Annotated in this window: 17 protein-coding genes; 4 read left to right on the forward strand and 13 right to left on the reverse strand. The window is 72.9% G+C overall.

Annotation, left to right across the window (positions count from 1 at the left end; genetic code table 11):
* Positions 1 to 223: 223 nt before the first annotated feature.
* From ACERZO_RS24610 to ACERZO_RS24620, 3 genes are read right to left on the reverse strand one after another with little or no spacing between them, the layout of a single operon-like run.
* Entirely contained in the window at positions 224 to 1,144 is a 921-nt protein-coding gene (locus ACERZO_RS24610; protein ID WP_372667094.1) for a GNAT family N-acetyltransferase, read from the reverse strand.
* A gap of 20 nt (positions 1,145 to 1,164) precedes the next feature.
* Entirely contained in the window at positions 1,165 to 2,076 is a 912-nt protein-coding gene (locus ACERZO_RS24615) for a GNAT family N-acetyltransferase (protein ID WP_372667095.1), read from the reverse strand.
* Positions 2,073 to 2,924, reverse strand: coding sequence for a class I SAM-dependent methyltransferase (locus tag ACERZO_RS24620; RefSeq protein ID WP_372667096.1), 852 nt, complete (start codon positions 2,922 to 2,924; stop codon positions 2,073 to 2,075). Before ACERZO_RS24620 ends, ACERZO_RS24615 begins: the two co-directional genes overlap by 4 nt.
* A 290-nt stretch (positions 2,925 to 3,214) precedes the next feature.
* On the opposite strand from ACERZO_RS24620, the gene rpsA reads away from it, so the two are divergent.
* Positions 3,215 to 4,714, forward strand: coding sequence for a 30S ribosomal protein S1 (gene rpsA / locus ACERZO_RS24625; protein WP_364451091.1), 1,500 nt, complete (start codon positions 3,215 to 3,217; stop codon positions 4,712 to 4,714).
* A gap of 118 nt (positions 4,715 to 4,832) precedes the next feature.
* Here rpsA and ACERZO_RS24630 read toward each other — a convergent pair whose 3' ends face one another.
* Positions 4,833 to 5,447 (reverse strand): TetR/AcrR family transcriptional regulator, encoded by a 615-nt coding sequence (locus tag ACERZO_RS24630; protein WP_372667225.1) that lies wholly within the window; start codon positions 5,445 to 5,447, stop codon positions 4,833 to 4,835.
* Between the two features lie 181 nt (positions 5,448 to 5,628).
* On the opposite strand from ACERZO_RS24630, the gene ACERZO_RS24635 reads away from it, so the two are divergent.
* Both ACERZO_RS24635 and ACERZO_RS24640 read left to right on the forward strand, forming a co-directional pair.
* The gene (locus tag ACERZO_RS24635; protein ID WP_372667097.1) at positions 5,629 to 6,249 is read left to right on the forward strand and encodes an HD domain-containing protein; all 621 of its coding nucleotides are present in this window, start codon (positions 5,629 to 5,631) and stop codon (positions 6,247 to 6,249) included.
* A 4-nt stretch (positions 6,250 to 6,253) separates the two neighbouring features.
* A complete protein-coding gene (locus ACERZO_RS24640; protein ID WP_372667098.1) occupies positions 6,254 to 6,700 on the forward strand; it encodes an OsmC family protein in 447 nt (148 codons plus the stop codon).
* A gap of 43 nt (positions 6,701 to 6,743) precedes the next feature.
* On the opposite strand, the gene ACERZO_RS24645 is transcribed toward ACERZO_RS24640, so the two are convergent.
* Positions 6,744 to 6,992 (reverse strand): hypothetical protein, encoded by a 249-nt coding sequence (locus ACERZO_RS24645; protein WP_372667099.1) that lies wholly within the window; start codon positions 6,990 to 6,992, stop codon positions 6,744 to 6,746.
* A 137-nt stretch (positions 6,993 to 7,129) separates the two neighbouring features.
* Positions 7,130 to 7,366, reverse strand: a complete 237-nt coding sequence (locus tag ACERZO_RS24650; RefSeq protein ID WP_372667100.1) for a hypothetical protein — start codon at positions 7,364 to 7,366, stop codon at positions 7,130 to 7,132.
* 142 nt (positions 7,367 to 7,508) lie between these two features.
* On the opposite strand from ACERZO_RS24650, the gene coaE reads away from it, so the two are divergent.
* Entirely contained in the window at positions 7,509 to 8,693 is a 1,185-nt protein-coding gene (gene coaE, locus ACERZO_RS24655) for a dephospho-CoA kinase (RefSeq protein ID WP_372667101.1), read from the forward strand.
* On the opposite strand, the gene ACERZO_RS24660 is transcribed toward coaE, so the two are convergent.
* From ACERZO_RS24660 to ACERZO_RS24690, 7 genes are all read right to left on the reverse strand, one after another.
* Positions 8,690 to 9,313: a response regulator gene (locus tag ACERZO_RS24660; protein ID WP_372667102.1), complete on the reverse strand. Its 624-nt coding sequence runs from the start codon at positions 9,311 to 9,313 to the stop codon at positions 8,690 to 8,692. The genes coaE and ACERZO_RS24660 overlap by 4 nt on opposite strands.
* Entirely contained in the window at positions 9,310 to 10,581 is a 1,272-nt protein-coding gene (locus tag ACERZO_RS24665; RefSeq protein ID WP_372667103.1) for a sensor histidine kinase, read from the reverse strand. The genes ACERZO_RS24660 and ACERZO_RS24665 overlap by 4 nt, the downstream gene beginning before the upstream one ends.
* Positions 10,578 to 12,086: an ArnT family glycosyltransferase gene (locus tag ACERZO_RS24670; protein ID WP_372667104.1), complete on the reverse strand. Its 1,509-nt coding sequence runs from the start codon at positions 12,084 to 12,086 to the stop codon at positions 10,578 to 10,580. The genes ACERZO_RS24665 and ACERZO_RS24670 overlap by 4 nt, the downstream gene beginning before the upstream one ends.
* Positions 12,087 to 12,173: 87 nt before the next feature.
* Positions 12,174 to 13,670 carry a glycosyltransferase family 39 protein gene (locus tag ACERZO_RS24675; protein WP_372667105.1) on the reverse strand — a complete coding sequence of 499 codons (1,497 nt, stop codon included), beginning with the start codon at positions 13,668 to 13,670 and terminating at the stop codon, positions 12,174 to 12,176.
* Positions 13,661 to 14,404 (reverse strand): ABC transporter permease, encoded by a 744-nt coding sequence (locus ACERZO_RS24680; RefSeq protein WP_372667106.1) that lies wholly within the window; start codon positions 14,402 to 14,404, stop codon positions 13,661 to 13,663. Before ACERZO_RS24680 ends, ACERZO_RS24675 begins: the two co-directional genes overlap by 10 nt.
* An 11-nt stretch (positions 14,405 to 14,415) precedes the next feature.
* Positions 14,416 to 15,321 (reverse strand): ABC transporter ATP-binding protein, encoded by a 906-nt coding sequence (locus ACERZO_RS24685; protein WP_372667107.1) that lies wholly within the window; start codon positions 15,319 to 15,321, stop codon positions 14,416 to 14,418.
* 117 nt (positions 15,322 to 15,438) lie between these two features.
* Positions 15,439 to 15,957, reverse strand: coding sequence for a DUF402 domain-containing protein (locus ACERZO_RS24690; RefSeq protein WP_372667108.1), 519 nt, complete (start codon positions 15,955 to 15,957; stop codon positions 15,439 to 15,441).
* Between the last annotated feature and the right edge of the window lie 45 nt (positions 15,958 to 16,002).

A 16,002-nucleotide genomic window follows, 5' to 3' on the forward strand; every position in this document is an offset into this window, starting at 1 on the left:
AAACTAGTCCTCGCCGGGGTGGGCGGCAAGATCACCGGACGCACGTCACACCCGTGGGTGACTCACGGAGGCTCGCACGTGGTGGGCGGCGGCGCCGCGCGGCGGGCTCGGGTGGGTGAAGGAGCCGGTTGGGCGGGATGGGCTGGCAGGGGTGCTGAGGTGGCCCGGCGGGCGGTGGTGCGGCCCGCCTGGCTGGGCTCGACCTACCCCGCCCGGTCACCGCTCACCGGAGCGCCGACGCCGGGCGGATCTCCCAGCTCGTCCACAGTGGACGATAGCCCTGCCGGTGCCAGAACACCGAGGACAGCGGGTTGGTCGGGTTGTAGTAGAGGTACGTCCGGGTCGCGCCGCCCCGGTGCAGTTCGCGGTGCACGTGGGCCATCAGCGCCCGCCCGAACCCGCCGCCGCGTTCGCCGGGCGCGGTCACGACGTTGTTCACGTAACCCCAGCGGCCCGGCGGGAGCAACTCGGCCGCTTCGCTCCCCTGGGTCGAATCCACCCACGCGCAGTGCGCGAGCGCGCGGGCTTCGCCGTCCTGTTCGGCCAGCCAGACGGGCGGTTCGGCCTCGGCGAGGGCCGCGCGCAGGCCGGGGCCGAGCAGCTCGGCGGTGTTGGGACGGCGGGGCGAGGCGACGAGGCCGGTGTAGTCGAAGGTCGCTTCGGCGAGCGCCACCGCGGCGGCGTAGTCGGACGGCCCGGCGCGGCGGACGGTGACCGCCGGGTCCGCCTCGGGTGGGGGAGCGGTCCGCACGCCGACCGCCGACAGGGGGACCAGGCCGTGGTCGAGGAAGGCGCGGATCGCCTCGGCGTCCCGGCTGGGCCAGAGCACGACGCACGCCGAGTCGTCGCCGGCCGGCTCCGCTTCCAGCCGGCCCTTGAGCGCGCGCAGCAGGAGGTCGGCGCCTTCGGTGCCGGTGTCGCCGAAGTACGGGAACAGCTGCCAGGTGTCGGCGGCCGACCACAGCATCGGGACGTCGCCGGGGCCGAACCGGTGCCGCTGCAGGACTCCGGTGACCTGTGTGCCCGCCGCGGTGGCAGCGTCCAGCCGTTCGCCCTGGGCGGGCGGCGCGGCGGGCGGCAGCAGCGCGTCGACGGCCGCGAAGCGCGCGCGGTGGGCGGCGAGCAGCGGCTCGGCGATGTCCATGGGGCCCCCTGGTGCGTCGGTCAGGACCAGGCGGGTCGCCGGATCCACATCGTCCACAGTGGACGATAGCCCTGCCGGTGCCAGAACACCGGTGAGAGCGGGTTTGCCGGGTGGTAGAAGAGGAAAGTACCGCGCACGTCCGGCCGCAGCAGCTCGCGGTGGGCCACCGCCATCAGCGCCCGCCCCACGCCGCCGCCGCGCGCCGCGGGCGCGACCGACAGCGTGTCGACGTACCCCCAGCGCCCGGGTTGCAGCCGCCCGTGAATGCTGTCGCCCGGCGTGGGCGAGGCCAGCGCGCACGCGGCCATGCCGACCGGTACGCCGTCGTCCTCGGCGAGCCAGACCAGCCCGCTGAAGCGCAGCGAGCGGACGACCTCGGCCCGCAGCAGCGCCCGCGCGTCCGGCCGCTCCCGGGCGGTGCCGACCAGCGACGTGTAGCGCCACTCCGCCAGGCGCAGGTCGGTCAGGGCCTCGACGTCGCCGTCGCCCGCGCGGCGGACGGTCACCCGCGCGGGTCCTGCCTCCTCGGGCGGGCCGGGCTTCCGCACCGCCAGCTGCGTCATCGGCGCGAAACCGTGGGCCAGCAGGACCGCGGACGCCTCGGCGTCGCGGCTCGGCCAGGCCACCGAGCAGCCCGAATCCGGCTCCGGGCGCGTCCCGCGCAGCCGCTCACGCCAGGCGCCGAGCAGCGCGGCCAGGCCCGCGGCGCCGCTGTCGCCCGGCACCGCCGTCAGGTCCCAGACCTCCAGGGGACCCCACAACGCGGGCCATGACCCGGGCGCGTGCACGACGTGCGTCAGCAGCGCGCCCGCGCGGAGCCCGCCGGTCGCCACCACCAGCGGCTCGTTCGCCGCGGGCGGCGGCGCGATCGGCGGCAGGAGCGGGTCGAGGGCGGCGAACCGCGCGTTCTGCTGGGCTTCGAGGGGGTTCACGAGCGGCGCGTGCGGAAGATCGCGGTGCCCGGGAAGAGCCGGCCGCGCAGCGGGCTCCACTGGCCCCAGACCCGCGTGTGCCCGGCCGGCCACTCGGGTTCGACCAGGTCGGTCAGGGTGAACCCGGCGGCGGCCAGCGCGCGCACGTAGTCGCCGAGGGTGTGGTGGTACTCGACGTAGGTGGCGGTGCCTCCGTCGTCGACCTCGACGTACGGCGTGCGGTCGAAGTACGGCTGGGTGACGGTGAGTCCCTGCGGGCCCGGGTCGTCCGGGAAGATCCACCGCATCGGGTGAGTCACCGAGAACACCCACGGCGCGCCCGGCCGCAGCACGCGGTGCACCTCGGCGAAGACGGCGTCCACCGAGGCCACGAAGGGGATCGCGCCGAACGCCGAGCAGGCGGCGTCGAAGCTGCCGGACGCCAGCGGCAGGTACTCGGCGTTGGCCTGCACCAGCGGGACGTCGAGCCCGGTGCGGGCGTTGCCGTCGCGGGCGTGGCGCAGCATGCCGGCGGACAGGTCGGTCGCCACGGCCAGCGCGCCTTCCGCCGTCAGCCAGCGTGCGCATGCGGCCTGCCCGCACCCGACCTCCAGCACGCGCTTGCCGCGGACGTCGCCGAGCAGCCGCGCGTCCGCCTCCCGCACGCCCTCCGGGCACCAGACGAAGTCGGCGTCGCCGAGGAACCCGCCGTGTTCGGCCTGGTAGTCGTCGGCGTCGGCGTCCCACCAGGCGAGGTTCGCGGCGGCGGCTTCGGCGCCCCCGACCTCGCGGTAGGCGACGGCCGCGGTGCCCAGCCGGTGCTCGGCCGCGTCGTGGCGCCCCGGCGCGGGCGGCTCCTCCGGTGGCATGATGGTGGTCTCCGGTCCGCTGCGTGTTTGCTTCCGCGAGGACCTTAGCGATCGAGGGGGACCCTGATTGTGCCCCCTAGCGGCCGCCGCGTACGATAAGTGTTAGCGCAGTGGGTTCGCGCTGCCTTCCGCTCAGCTTCTTGGTCGGGCTCGGGTCGCGCACCGTTATGCGGGTCATGCCGCGGTCGTTCACTGGTGGACGTTTGCTCGCAGGGTCATCGCATGTCGTCACAGCCCATCGCGCCGACAACTGCCAACCCTCGATCCCATCCACCGGAGCAACCCGCCTAATGACCACCGACACCGCCACCGCCCCGACCGCCCCCACCGGGCCCCAGCAGGTCGCCATCAACGACATCGGGTCGGAGGAAGACTTCCTCGCGGCGATCGACAAGACGATCAAGTACTTCAACGATGGCGACATCGTCGAAGGCACGATCGTCAAGGTCGACCGCGACGAGGTCCTGCTCGACATCGGCTACAAGACCGAGGGTGTCATCCCCTCGCGTGAGCTCTCCATCAAGCACGATGTCGACCCGGCTGAGGTTGTCACCGTCGGCGATGAGGTCGAAGCCCTCGTTCTCCAGAAGGAGGACAAGGAAGGCCGTCTGATCCTGTCCAAGAAGCGCGCGCAGTACGAGCGCGCCTGGGGCACGATCGAGGAGCTCAAGGAGAAGGACGAGCCCGTCAAGGGCACCGTCATCGAGGTCGTCAAGGGCGGCCTCATCCTGGACATCGGCCTGCGCGGCTTCCTCCCCGCGTCCCTGGTCGAGATGCGCCGCGTGCGCGACCTGCAGCCGTACGTCGGCCGCGAGCTCGAGGCGAAGATCATCGAGCTGGACAAGAACCGCAACAACGTGGTCCTGTCCCGCCGCGCCTACCTGGAGCAGACCCAGTCCGAGGTGCGCAGCGAGTTCCTCAACGCGCTCGCCAAGGGCCAGGTCCGCAAGGGCGTCGTGTCGTCCATCGTCAACTTCGGTGCCTTCGTGGACCTGGGTGGCGTCGACGGCCTGGTGCACGTCTCCGAGCTGTCCTGGAAGCACATCGACCACCCGTCCGAGGTCGTCGAGGTCGGCCAGGAGGTCACGGTCGAGGTCCTGGACGTCGACATGGACCGCGAGCGCGTCTCGCTGTCGCTGAAGGCGACCCAGGAAGACCCGTGGCGCCAGTTCGCCCGCACCCACGCGATCGGCCAGATCGTGCCGGGCAAGGTCACCAAGCTGGTTCCGTTCGGTGCGTTCGTGCGCGTCGAAGAGGGCATCGAGGGCCTGGTCCACATCTCCGAGCTGGCCGAGCGCCACGTGGAGATCCCGGAGCAGGTCGTCCAGGTCAACGGCGACGTCATGGTCAAGGTCATCGACATCGACCTCGAGCGCCGTCGCATCTCGCTGTCGCTGAAGCAGGCGAACGAGGGCGTCACGCCGGACACCGAGTTCGACCCGACCCAGTACGGCATGGCCGCCGAGTACGACGCCGAGGGCAACTACATCTACCCCGAAGGCTTCGACCCGGACACCCAGGAGTGGCAGGAAGGCTTCGACAAGCAGCGTGAGGAGTGGGAGCGCCAGTACGCCGAGGCGCACACTCGTTACGAGGCCCACATGAAGCAGGTCCAGAAGGCCGTCGAGGCCGACGCGGAGGCCGCGGCCGACGCGGCGACGGGCGTCGAGGGTGGCTCGGAGAGCTACACCTCGGGTTCGACCTCGACCGACACGAAGAGCAGCGGCGGCACCCTCGCCTCCGACGAGCAGCTCGCGGCGCTCCGCGAGAAGCTCTCCGGCGGTGCGTGAGCAGTAGCGCTCTGATCTGACGGCGAACCCCCGGTCCACTTCGGACCGGGGGTTCTTCCGTGTTTCGGGGGATCAGCGGCCGGCCACGAGCGCCTTGGGGCGGGGGAGCCGGGCGAGGTCAGCGGTTGCGCAGGTCCAAGCCGGTCAGCATCGCGGTCACGCCGCGGCGGTACATCTCCTCGTTCGCCTCGTCCGTCGGCGGGATGAACCAGTCCGGCAGCGGGGTCCGCGACGCCAGCATCAGCTCCGCCCCGACCAGGCCGTGCATCGCCGTCCACAGCTGGTACGCCGCCGCGCGGGGGTCCGCTCCCGGTGGGCACACCCGCTCGACCCGGGCGATGAACAACGTGAACGTCGTCCGCAGGACCGCCGACCGCAGCGCCGGGTCCGGGTCGAACCCCGGCACCGGGCGCTCGAACATCAGCGCGTAGCGGACGGGGCTCTCCAGCGCGAACCGCCGGTACTCGAGCGCCAGGTGCAGCAGGTCCGCGACGCCGTCCGGGCTCGACGGCGGCAGCCCCTCCAGCAACTCCCGCAGCGAGTCGAACGTGCGCTCGTACAGCGCGTCGAGCAGACCCGCGCGGCCGCCGAAACGGGCGTACACCGAGAGCGTCGACGCGCCGGCCGCTTCGGCCACCCCGCGCACCGACAGCCCCGAGACGCCGCGGTCGAACAGCACCGACAGCGCCGCGTCGAGGAAGCGTTCGCGGCTGCCCTGCTCGGCGGGGCGCATCGACAGGTGCCTGGTGGCCACGGCGCACCCCCTTCGCGCACAACGACGTCCGGGTGACCCACCCGCAGCAGAAGATACGATATCCGGCGCGTCTTGGGAACAAGCTCCATGTCCGGATGTGCGGGGTTCCCGTCCTGCGGACGCATGTCCGAGCATCGGCCATGCGGGCATCGTCGGCGTCATGACCATCGAAGTTCCCGACACCGAACTGGCCCGCGAAGCCGCCGAGTACGTCCGCGACACCGCCGGCCCGCTCCTGTACGACCACTCGTCCCGCGTCTACCTCTTCGGCGCCCTCCAAGGCCGGCGCCGAGGCCTCGCCTTCGACGCCGAACTGCTCTACGTCGCGGCGCTGTTCCACGATCTCGGGCTCGTCGAAGGCCACCGCACCGACCGGCGCTTCGAGCTCGACGGCGCGGACGAGGCCCGGAAGTTCCTGCTGGACCACGACGTCGACGCCGAACGCGCCCGGATCGCGTGGACGGCCATCGCGCTGCACACCACCCCGGGCATCCCCGCGCACATGGAACCCGAGGTCGCGCTGGTGACGGCGGGCGTCGAGTACGACGTCCTGGGCATCGGCTACGACGACCTGCCCGCGCGTGACCGGGCGGCGGTCGTGGCCGCGCACCCGCGGCCGGACTTCAAGCGGCGCATCCTCGCGGCGTTCACCGACGGCATCCGTGACCGGCCCGACACGACGTTCGGGAACGTCAAAGCCGACGTCCTGGCCCGGTTCGTGCCAGGCTTCACGCGCACGGACTTCGTGACCACGATCGAGGAATCACCCTGGGAGGAGTGACCGCATGGAGCACCCCGAGCCCGGCACGGTGGTCGTCACCGCGAGCGGCGACGGCACCTACACGCAGCAGGTGACGACGGCGACGCACGAGCTGCTCGTCGACGAGCCGGTCTCGGTCGGGGGCGCGGACGCCGGGCCGAACCCGTACGAGCTGCTGCTGGCCTCGCTGGGTTCGTGCACGGCGATCACGTTGCGGATGTACGCGAACCGCAAGGGCATCCCACTGACCCGCGCGACGATCCGCCTCCGCCACGACCGCATCCACGCGGAGGACTGCGCGAAGTGCGAGACCGAGCGCGGCATGCTGAGCCGGATCACGCGCGAGATCACGCTCGAGGGCGACCTGGACGACGAGCAGCGCGCGAAGCTGATGGCGATCGCGGACAAGTGCCCGGTGCACCGGACGTTGTCCGCGGAGATCGCGATCGAGACCCACGAGGCCGGGAGCTGAGCGGAGGCCGGCGCGGTGACGCCGACGGGGCCGCCGCGTCCGGCTACGCGGCGCGGACGGTGACCGCGGCGGGGGCCCGGGTGACGACGGCCGGGACCCAGATGCGCTCGAGGGCCGCTGCGCGGGCCTTGCGGCGCAACCCCGCGAAGCTGTGCTTCGCCGGGACCAGCAGGGTGCTCAGCCACGTCCGGCGGTAGTCCGCCAGCGCCTCGGCCACAGGGCGATGAAGAACGCAGTGCACCAGCCCCGGCGTGCCGAGCCGGTGCTTCCCGACGTGCTTGCTGTCCGCCATCGTTCCTCCGTGTGGGCGACCCTGTCGCGCGGACGGTACGCAATCGCGCCGGAGGACGTGGGTAAGCAACGCGGCGTGTCCGGATATCGGTTGAGTCACGCGTCACGTTCGCCTTGCGGCTCACCCGTCCGTGTGCCTCACGCTGGGCCGGCTACGCCGCCGCAGGTCACGGTGCCGAACGGGATCCACCTCCGCTCCACCGCGTACAGCTTCGCGGAGGGCGTGTACCGGAACCACGCCTGCACCCGGTACACCCCGGACACGCACGCGGCCGGCGGCGCGGGCGAAGCCGTCACCACGCCGGGCACCGCCACCGCCAACCCGGCCGCGCACAGCACGGCGGCCGCCGACCTGCCGAACCTCGTCATCCTCATGGCTCCCCCTCCATGTGCGGGCCAGGCGAACCCGCTGACACCGGCATCGGAAATCGATTACTCGCGTTACGGGTCCGTTCGCGCTGTCACACGAATGGGCGCACGAACAGCCCGTCCGACGGGGCTGACTAGGGTGATCGGCATGTTGCGTGTGGGGTTGACGGGTGGGATCGGGGCAGGCAAGTCGACCGTGGCGAACCGGCTCGCCGAGCACGGCGCCGTGCTGATCGACTCCGACCGGATCGCCCGCGAGGTGGTCGCGGCCGGCACCGAGGGGCTCGCCCGGCTCGTCGAGGAGTTCGGCGAGGAGATCCTGGCCGCCGACGGCTCGCTCGACCGGCCCGCCCTCGCCGCCAAGGCGTTCGCCGACGACGAGTCGCGCCGCCGGCTGAACGCGATCGTGCACCCGCTGGTCGGCGCCCGCACCGGCGAGCTGATGGCCGCCGCGGCGCCGGACGCCGTCATCGTCCACGACATCCCGCTGCTCGTCGAAAACGGCCTCGCGACCGCGTACCACCTGGTCGTGGTCGTCGACGCGCCGGTCGAGGTGCGGGTCCGCCGGCTGGTGACGGCGCGCGGCATGGCCGAGGACGACGCGCGGGCCCGGATCCGGGCGCAGGCGAGCGACGAGCAGCGCCGCGCCGTCGCCGACGTTTGGCTGGACAACGGCGGTCCCGAGGACGCCGTGCTCCTCGACGTCGACGCGCTGTGGGCCGACCGGCTCGTGCCGTTCGAGGCGAACGTCCGGCTGCGCAAGCCGCGTCCACCGGTCTCCCCGAAGATCGCCGAATACGACCTGACCTGGCCCGCGCAGGCCGAGCGGGTGCTCGCCCGGGTCCGCGCCGTCGCCGGGGAGCTCGCCCGCCGCGCCGACCACATCGGCTCGACCGCCGTGCCCGGCCTGCCCGCCAAGGACGTCCTCGACCTGCAGCTCACCGTGTCCACTTTGGACGACGCCGACACGCTGGCGGAACTGCTGTCCGACGCGGGGTTCCCGCGGCTGGACGGCGACTGGTGCGACGACGCCCAGGACGGCACCGGGACCTGGCCGAAGCGGCTGCACGTCGGCGCCGACCCGAAGCGCGCGGTGAACCTGCACGTCCGGGCCGAGGAGACGCCCGCGTGGCGGCTCGCGCTGCTCTTCCGCGACTACCTGCGCGCGACCCCGGACGAGCGCGACGACTACCGCGACGTCAAGCTGCGGCTGGCCGACGCGCACGCCGAGGACGGCAACGTCGCCGCCTACGCCGACGAGAAGCAGGAGTTCGTCAACGGCGTGTTCGCCCGAGCGGAGAAGTGGGCCGCGACCACCGGCTGGACGCCCTAGGAACCCAGCAGGCCGCGTTCGAAGGCGACCGCCACCGCGGCCGCGCGGTCGTTGACGCCGAGCTTCGCGTAGACGTGGATCAGGTGCGTCTTGACCGTCGCCTCGCTGATGAACAGCTTCTTCGCCGCTTCCTTGTTCGTCGACCCGCGGGCCACCAGGGTGAGCACTTCGAGCTCGCGCTGGGACAGCGGTTCCCGCGCCGGCTCGCGCATCCGGCCCAGCAGCCGGCTCGCGACGGCGGGGGAGAGCACCGCCTCGCCGCGGGCGGCGGCCTCGACCGCGCGGAACAGGTCTTCGCGCGGGGCGTCCTTGAGCAGGTAGCCCGTAGCGCCGGCCTCGACCGCGGGCAGGACGTCGGAGTCCGTGTCGTACGTCGTCAGCACCAGGACCCGCGCCGGGTTGCCCAGCCGGGCCAGCTCGGTGATCGCCGCGACGCCGTCGGTGCCCGGCATCCGCAGGTCCATCAGCACGACGTCGGGGCGCAGCCGTTCGGCCAGCACGACGGCTTCGGCGCCGTTCGCGGCCTCCCCGACGACCTCGAAGCCGCGGCCGGTGAAGATGCCGCGCAGGCCGTCGCGGACGACCGGGTGGTCGTCGGCGATGAGCACGGTGATCGTCATGCGGAAGCCTCCGGCGGGGCGGGAACGGCGGGCAGGACGGCCGAGATCGCGGTGCCGCCGCCGGGTTCGGACTCGACGTGCAGCGTACCGGCGAGCCGCTGGACGCGGCGGCGCATCCCGGGCAGCCCGAACCCGGGGCCGGGCCCGGGGACGAACCCGGCGCCGTCGTCGCGGACGTCCAGGGTCACCTCGTCGTCCATGTAGGACAGCGTGAGGCCGGCCCGGCCCGCCGCCGCGTGTTTGTCCACATTGGACAAGGCTTCCTGGGTGACGCGCAGGACGGTCGACTCGATCTCCGGGTGCAGCGGCCGCGGGACGCCGGTGGTGGTGACCGCGGCGGGCACGCCGGTCCGCGCGCTCCACCGCGCCGCGACCCCGGCGAGCGCCTCGGGCAGCGTCGCGGTGTCGAGGTGCTCGGGGTGCAGCGCGTGTACCGAACGCCGTGCGGCGGTGAGGTTTTCCCGCGCCAGCGCGGTCGCGGAGTCCAGGTGCCGCTGCCACTCGGCCGGCTCGTCCTTGGCCAGCGCGGCGGCTTCGAGCTGCGTGATGATGCCGGTGAAGCCCTGGGCCAGGGTGTCGTGGATCTCCTGCGCCAGCCGCTGCCGCTCGTCGAGCACGCCGGCTTCGCGGGCCTGGCTGAGCAGCTGCCGTTGCAGGCCTTCGTTTTCCGCGTGCGCCGCCGCAAGGTCGTCGAGCATGCGCCGGCGTTCCTCGTTCTGGCGGGCGACCGCCGCCGACAGCAGCCCGCCGCCCCCGATGGCCGCGGTCTGCACGACGATGATCGTGATCCAGATGCCCGGCCGTTCCCGCAGGGCGTGCACGGGACCGCCGTTGCCGAGGGTGTTGATCAGCAGCGACGTCGCCGCCAGCGCGGTGAAGGCGAGCCACGTCGGCCGCAGCCGCATCGCGGCCAGGAACGCGTAGATCATGAAGATGACGAAGGAGATGTCGCGGACTTCGAGGGCGCTGCCCAGCCCGAGGATGCCGAGGAAGGTGAGCAGGGCGAAGGCGGGCCGTTCGCGCCACCGCGCCGGCGGGAACACCACCGTGCCGAGCACCCAGAGGGCGGTCCCGGCGATCAGGGCACCGGTGACCGTCCACCACCGGCCGTCGTGCCCGCCGACGCCGACGCTGACGCCGGACGCGACGGCCAGCAGCACACCGGGCAGGAAGCGTTCGACGCGGTACAGCCACGGCTGCCAGCCGGCCGCAGTGCGCGCCGACTCCGGCGGCCACATCGGCCGATCCCACTCGACCCCGAGGCTCACGCTCTCATGTCCTTGAGCGCCGGCCAGATCTCGGCCCACTCCGCGGTCCGGCCGGTGAGCTGCCAGACGGGCATGTGCGCACTCGCGTTGCGGACGCCGAGCCGGTTGCCGACCTGGCCGACGATGCGCGCGTCCCCGAAGTACTTCGCGAGCTTCGACGGGTCGTAGCCGACGAAGAGCACGGTACCGGCGTTGTCGGCCGGACGGCCGAAGTACCAGAAGCCGCGGCTCGGGCTGTACGCCTCGGGCAGGCCGCGCTCGGGCCCGTACCGGCCGAGCGCGCCCGCCTGCCAGTAGCCACCGGTGACGATCGCCGTGTCCGGCGGCGCGATCCGGTACAACTTCGCGACGTCGTCGGCGAGGTCCGGCCAGCCGATCTCTTCGGCCGCGTACGCGGGCCGCGGCGCGGCCGGGTGCTCGACCAGCCAGTGCGCCGGCCAGACCGGCAGCGTGAACGGCAGGCTGAACAGAGCCGACAGCACGAACACCGGCCAGGTCGGCACCCACCGCCACCAGCGGGCGGGTTCGAGAGCTTCGAAGTGCACGGCGGCCGCGGCCCACAGCACGCCGAACATCCCGGCCGCGTAGTAGTACCGCCCGTTGGCGACCAGGAAGACCGCGACGACGCCCAGCGCCGTCCAGCCGAGGAACCGGTACGGCCGCAGCTGCCTGCTCCCGATCAGCACCGCGACGCCGTAGAGGACACCGAGCGCGCCGATCACCCAGCCGGCCCCGGCGAGCAGCTGCGGGACGAAGCTCCCGCGCCCGCCCGCCGCGTCGACCTCGGCGCCGACCGCGTCGCCCATCCCGAGCTGCGGCCAGCCGTTCGCGCGTTGCCACAGCAATGTCGGCACCAGCGAGGCGGCGGCGATCAGCGCGCCCAGCCAGAGTTTCGGCCGCCGCAGCAGCTCCCGCGGACCGAACGCGAGCACCGCGAGCCCGGCCACCACCCAGAACGCGCCGATGAGCAGTTTGTCGTTGAGCGCCACCGCCGTCACGACGCCGAGCCACACCAGCAAGGTGTCGTCGCGGGTGCGGACCCAGCGCACCAGCAGCCACAGCACGAGTGTCCACAGCAGCGGGTCGATCGTCGACGTCGCCAGGTAGTGGCCGCTGCCGACGAACTGCCCGCAGATCGCGTACGCCGCCGCGGCCCGCGCCTGCGCCTTGCGCCGCCCGCCCAGCTCGCGGGCGATCAGCGCGGTGACGACGACCCCGGCCGCCGTCGCCGCGATCGCCGGCAGCCGGAAGACGACCAGCGAGCCGGGCGCCAGGCTGTCCATCGCCCACGCGAGGAACGGAACGAGCGGCGGCTGGTCGGCATAGCCCCAGGCCAGGTGCTTCCCGGCGGCGAGGAAGTACAGCTCGTCGCCGAAGTAGCCGTAGCGGCCCGCCGTCAGCAGCAACGCGGTGGCCGTGCCCAGCGCGAGCAGCGCGACCGGCAGCCGGGCGAAGGGGGCGAGATCGGCTTTCGCCTGGTCGGGTGCCGTGGCTACGGCGTCCATCGTGCTCCTTGTCCGTGGTCGGCGCCGGTCCTTCCCGCACCCTACGTGGAGGCCCTTGAAGCCACCGTGCGGATGGTGACGCCGGGCTCACGTGTGCGTGTTCACCAGCTTCGGCCACAGTCCGGACCACGGTTCGACCCGGCCGGTCGCCAGCCAGAGCGGCACGCCGTCGAAGTAGCTCGGCTTCGCCGCACCGGTGTCCACCTTCCCGATCGGCCGCAGGTCGGCGAAGTGCCCGAGCAGCGGCCGCGGATCGGCGCCGACGAACAGCACGTCGGTCGTGCTTTCCGGCGGGACGACCAGGGTCGCGTAGCCGCGGTTTCCGCTGGCCGGCTCGGGGAGGCCGAGGTCGCGGCCGTAGCGGTCGAGCGCGCTCGCTTCCCAGTACGTCTCGGTGACCACCGCGGTCCGGTCCCGGGCGGGCAGGTGGGCGAACGCGCCGGCCACCGAGCGGGCGCCCTCCGGCCAGCCGATCTCGGCGAAGGCGAACAGCGGCGTCGGCAGCGACGGGTGTTCGGTCAGCCATGCCCGGGGCCAGACCGGCAGCGCGACGGGCACGACGACCAGCGCGGCCAGCGCGTAGCACGGCCAGGTCGCGACCCACCGCCACCAGCGCGCCGGCTCACGGCGTTCGAGCGCGACGGCGGCCATCGCCCAGCACACCGGGTACATCCCGGCGACGTAGTAGAACCGGCCGTTCACCGCCAGGAACACGACGGTCAGCAGCACGGTCGTCCAGCCGAGGAAGCGGAGTTCGCGGCTGCGCAGGAGCCGCCACAGGCCGTAGCCCAGCAGGACCGCGCCGACCGGGAGCCCGGCCACGAGCACCGCGGTCGGCAGGAACGTCAGCCGGCCACCCCAGGTGCCGCCGACTTCCGCCGAGATCGCCGCGCCCATGCCCAGCTGCGGCCAGCCGTGCGTGGCCTGCCAGAGCAGCGTCGGCACCAGCGCCACCCCGGCGATCGCCGCGCCGAGCCACAACGCGGGACGCCGCAGCAGGTCCCGTGGCCCGCAGACGAGGACCGCGACCCCCGCGGCGAGCCAGAAGCCGCCGATGAGGAACTTCGTGTACAGCGCGACCGCCGTCACCACGCCGGCCCAGACGAGCAGGCCGTCGGCGCGGGTGCGCAGCCAGCGGACCAGCAGCCACAGCACCAGCACCCAGAGGACCGGGTCCACTGTGGACGTCGCCAGGTAGTGCCCGCCCGCCAGGAACTCCGTCGAGACGGCGAAAGTGGCGGCGGCGAGCGTCTGGGCCTTCGCGCCGCCGCCCAGCTCGCGGGCGATCAGGGCGGTGAGCGCGACCCCGGCGAGCACGGCCAGCATCGCCGGGATCCGCAGCACGAACGGCGACTGCCCGAGCGCGTCCATCGCCTTGGCCAGCAACGGAAGCAGCGGGGGCTGGTCGACATATCCCCACGCGAGGTGGCGCCCGGCGGCCAGGAAGTACAGCTCGTCGCCGAAGTAGCCGTAGCGGTTCGCCGTCAGCAGCGACGGGATCGCCATCAGCGCCGTCACGATCGCCACCGGCTTCACGGCGAGCGGCCGGACGACGGCCGGGGCGGGCGCGGTCGTCACTCCCATCGGAACACCCGCGCCGCGATCGTCGTGCCGCCGACGGCGAAGACCGCCATCGCGCCGAGCTGCAGCAGCTCGGGGGCGTCGCCGGCCCAGGTGGCGCGCAGCGCGTTGAGCGTGGCTCCCAGCGGCAGGACGTCGGCGACGTGCTGCAGGAAGACCGGCAGCTGCTCCTTCGGCACCCAGACCCCGCCCAGCGCCAGCATCGGGAAGAACAGCGCGCTGCCGATGCCGCTCGCCGCCCGTCCGGTCGGTGCCAGGGCGGCCACCAGGAGGCCGACGGAGAACAGCGAGAGCGCCCCGAGGACGATCGACACCAGGAAGCCGGCCGGGTTGCCCGGCAAGGGGATGCCGAGCACGAGCCCGCCGACGCCCGCGATGAGCAGGACCACGACGACCGCGGCCGCCAGGTTCACCAGCAGCTGCGCGGCGAGCAGCCGGCTCGGCGGCACCGGGCTCGCGGAAAGCCGTTTCAGGAGACCCTTTTCGCGGTAGGTGGCCATCGCGTTCGGGAACAGCGTGAGGGCCAGCATGGCCAGCAGGATCGTGACGGCCATCGGCGCGATCACCGTGGCCAGCGCGCTGTGCCCGCCGTACTTGGGGTCCGGCTCGTTCGCACCGGGCATCAGCCCGAACACCAGCAGCAGCGCGAGCGGGATGCCGACGACGACGGCCGGGGCGCCCGGGTCGCGCAGGAACACCTTGGCTTCGGCGGCGGTCAGCTTGGTCAGGACGGTCATGGTTTCCCCCTTCAGTCCGGCCGGTGGCCGGTGAGCGCGACGAAGGCGTCGTCGAGGCCGGCCTGCTCGACGCGCAGGTCGCCGGCGAGCACGCCGAGCCGGGCGAGCAGCGACGTCACCGCGTGGAGCACGTTCCCGTCGCCGCGGACGACGAGGCGCTCGCCGCGCCGCTCGACCGCGCGGACCTCGGGCAGTGCCTCGAGCGCGCCGGGGTCCAGCGGCGCCGACGGCCGGAACCGCACGACCTGCTCGTCGGTGACCCGGGCGACCAGGCCGGCGGGCGAGTCGACGGCGACGACGCGGCCGGCGTCGATCACCGCGATCCGGTCGCAGAGCCGTTCGGCTTCTTCCATGAAGTGCGTGACCAGCAGGATCGTCACGCCCTGGGCGCGGACGGTCTCGATGAGGTCCCACGTGTCGCGGCGGGCCTGCGGGTCGAGGCCGGTGGTGAGCTCGTCGAGCACCGCCAGCTCCGGCGTCCCGATCAGCGCGAGCGCGATGGACAGCCGTTGCTGCTGGCCGCCGGAGAGCTTCTTGTACGCGGTGTTCCGGTGCTCGGTCAGACCGAGCGTGGCCAGCAACTCGTCCGGGTCGGCGGGAGTCCGGTAGAAGGCGGCGTAGAGGTCGAGCAGCTCGCCGACCCGCAGCTTGTCCTGCAGCCGGCCCTCCTGGAGCTGGACGCCGACGCGCTGGCGCAGCTCGGCGCGGTCGCGGCGCGGGTCGAGGCCCAGCACCGAAAGCTCGCCGCCGTCAGGCTTGCGCAGGCCCTCCAGGCACTCGACGGTCGTGGTCTTGCCCGCGCCGTTCGGGCCCAGGATCCCGAAGATCTCGCCGCGTTCGACGGTGAACGAGACGTCGTCGACCGCGACTTTGTCCCCGTACCGCTTGTGGAGGTGCTCGACTTCGATGACCGGCATGCCGCCGTCCCCCTTCTCGATCCGTTTCCGACAGATCGAGAATCCCGCGGCGGACGGGTGCGGCGCGTCATCAGAACGATCCACCCCGCATCCATCGTTCGGAGGATGCGGCGGCCCCTAGGGGTGGCGGCGCCAGGTGAGCGCGATGTCCTTCGTGGACAGCCAGGCGGCGAGGTCGTACCCGTGCGCGGCCAGCCCTTCGACCGCCGCGTAGGTGGTTTCCAAGGCGTACTGCGCGTCTTCGGCGGTGACCAGGCCGGCGGCGTGGGCCTCGAGGAGCTCGTCGGTGTCGATCACCCGCAGGGACAGCTTGTCCTTGAGCACGATGTCGACGTAGAGGTCGGTGGCGACCCAGCGCGGGCCGTCGCGGCGGACGCGGACGACGTCGAGGTAGAAGTCCTGGTCGCGTTCGTGGCCGGGGGAGAACCAGAAGTCGGTCAGCCGCAGGCCGAGCCGGGGCACCAGCCACGACTCGAGGTAGTGGAACTGGGCGCGGCCCGGCGTCGGGCGGGCCAGGTACAGGCCGAACGGTTCTTCGCGGTACTCCTCGACCTCCCGCAGGATGCCCTTCGGGTCGATGTTCGCGCGCGCGGCGGGGTCGAAGACCTCGACCTTCGGGGGGTGCAGTGCGGCCATGGCGCTCATCCTGCCGGGCGGGTCACGAATCGCGTACACCCGCCA

The organism is Amycolatopsis kentuckyensis, assembly GCF_041679295.1.
In the GTDB taxonomy this organism is placed as follows: domain Bacteria; phylum Actinomycetota; class Actinomycetes; order Mycobacteriales; family Pseudonocardiaceae; genus Amycolatopsis; species Amycolatopsis kentuckyensis_A.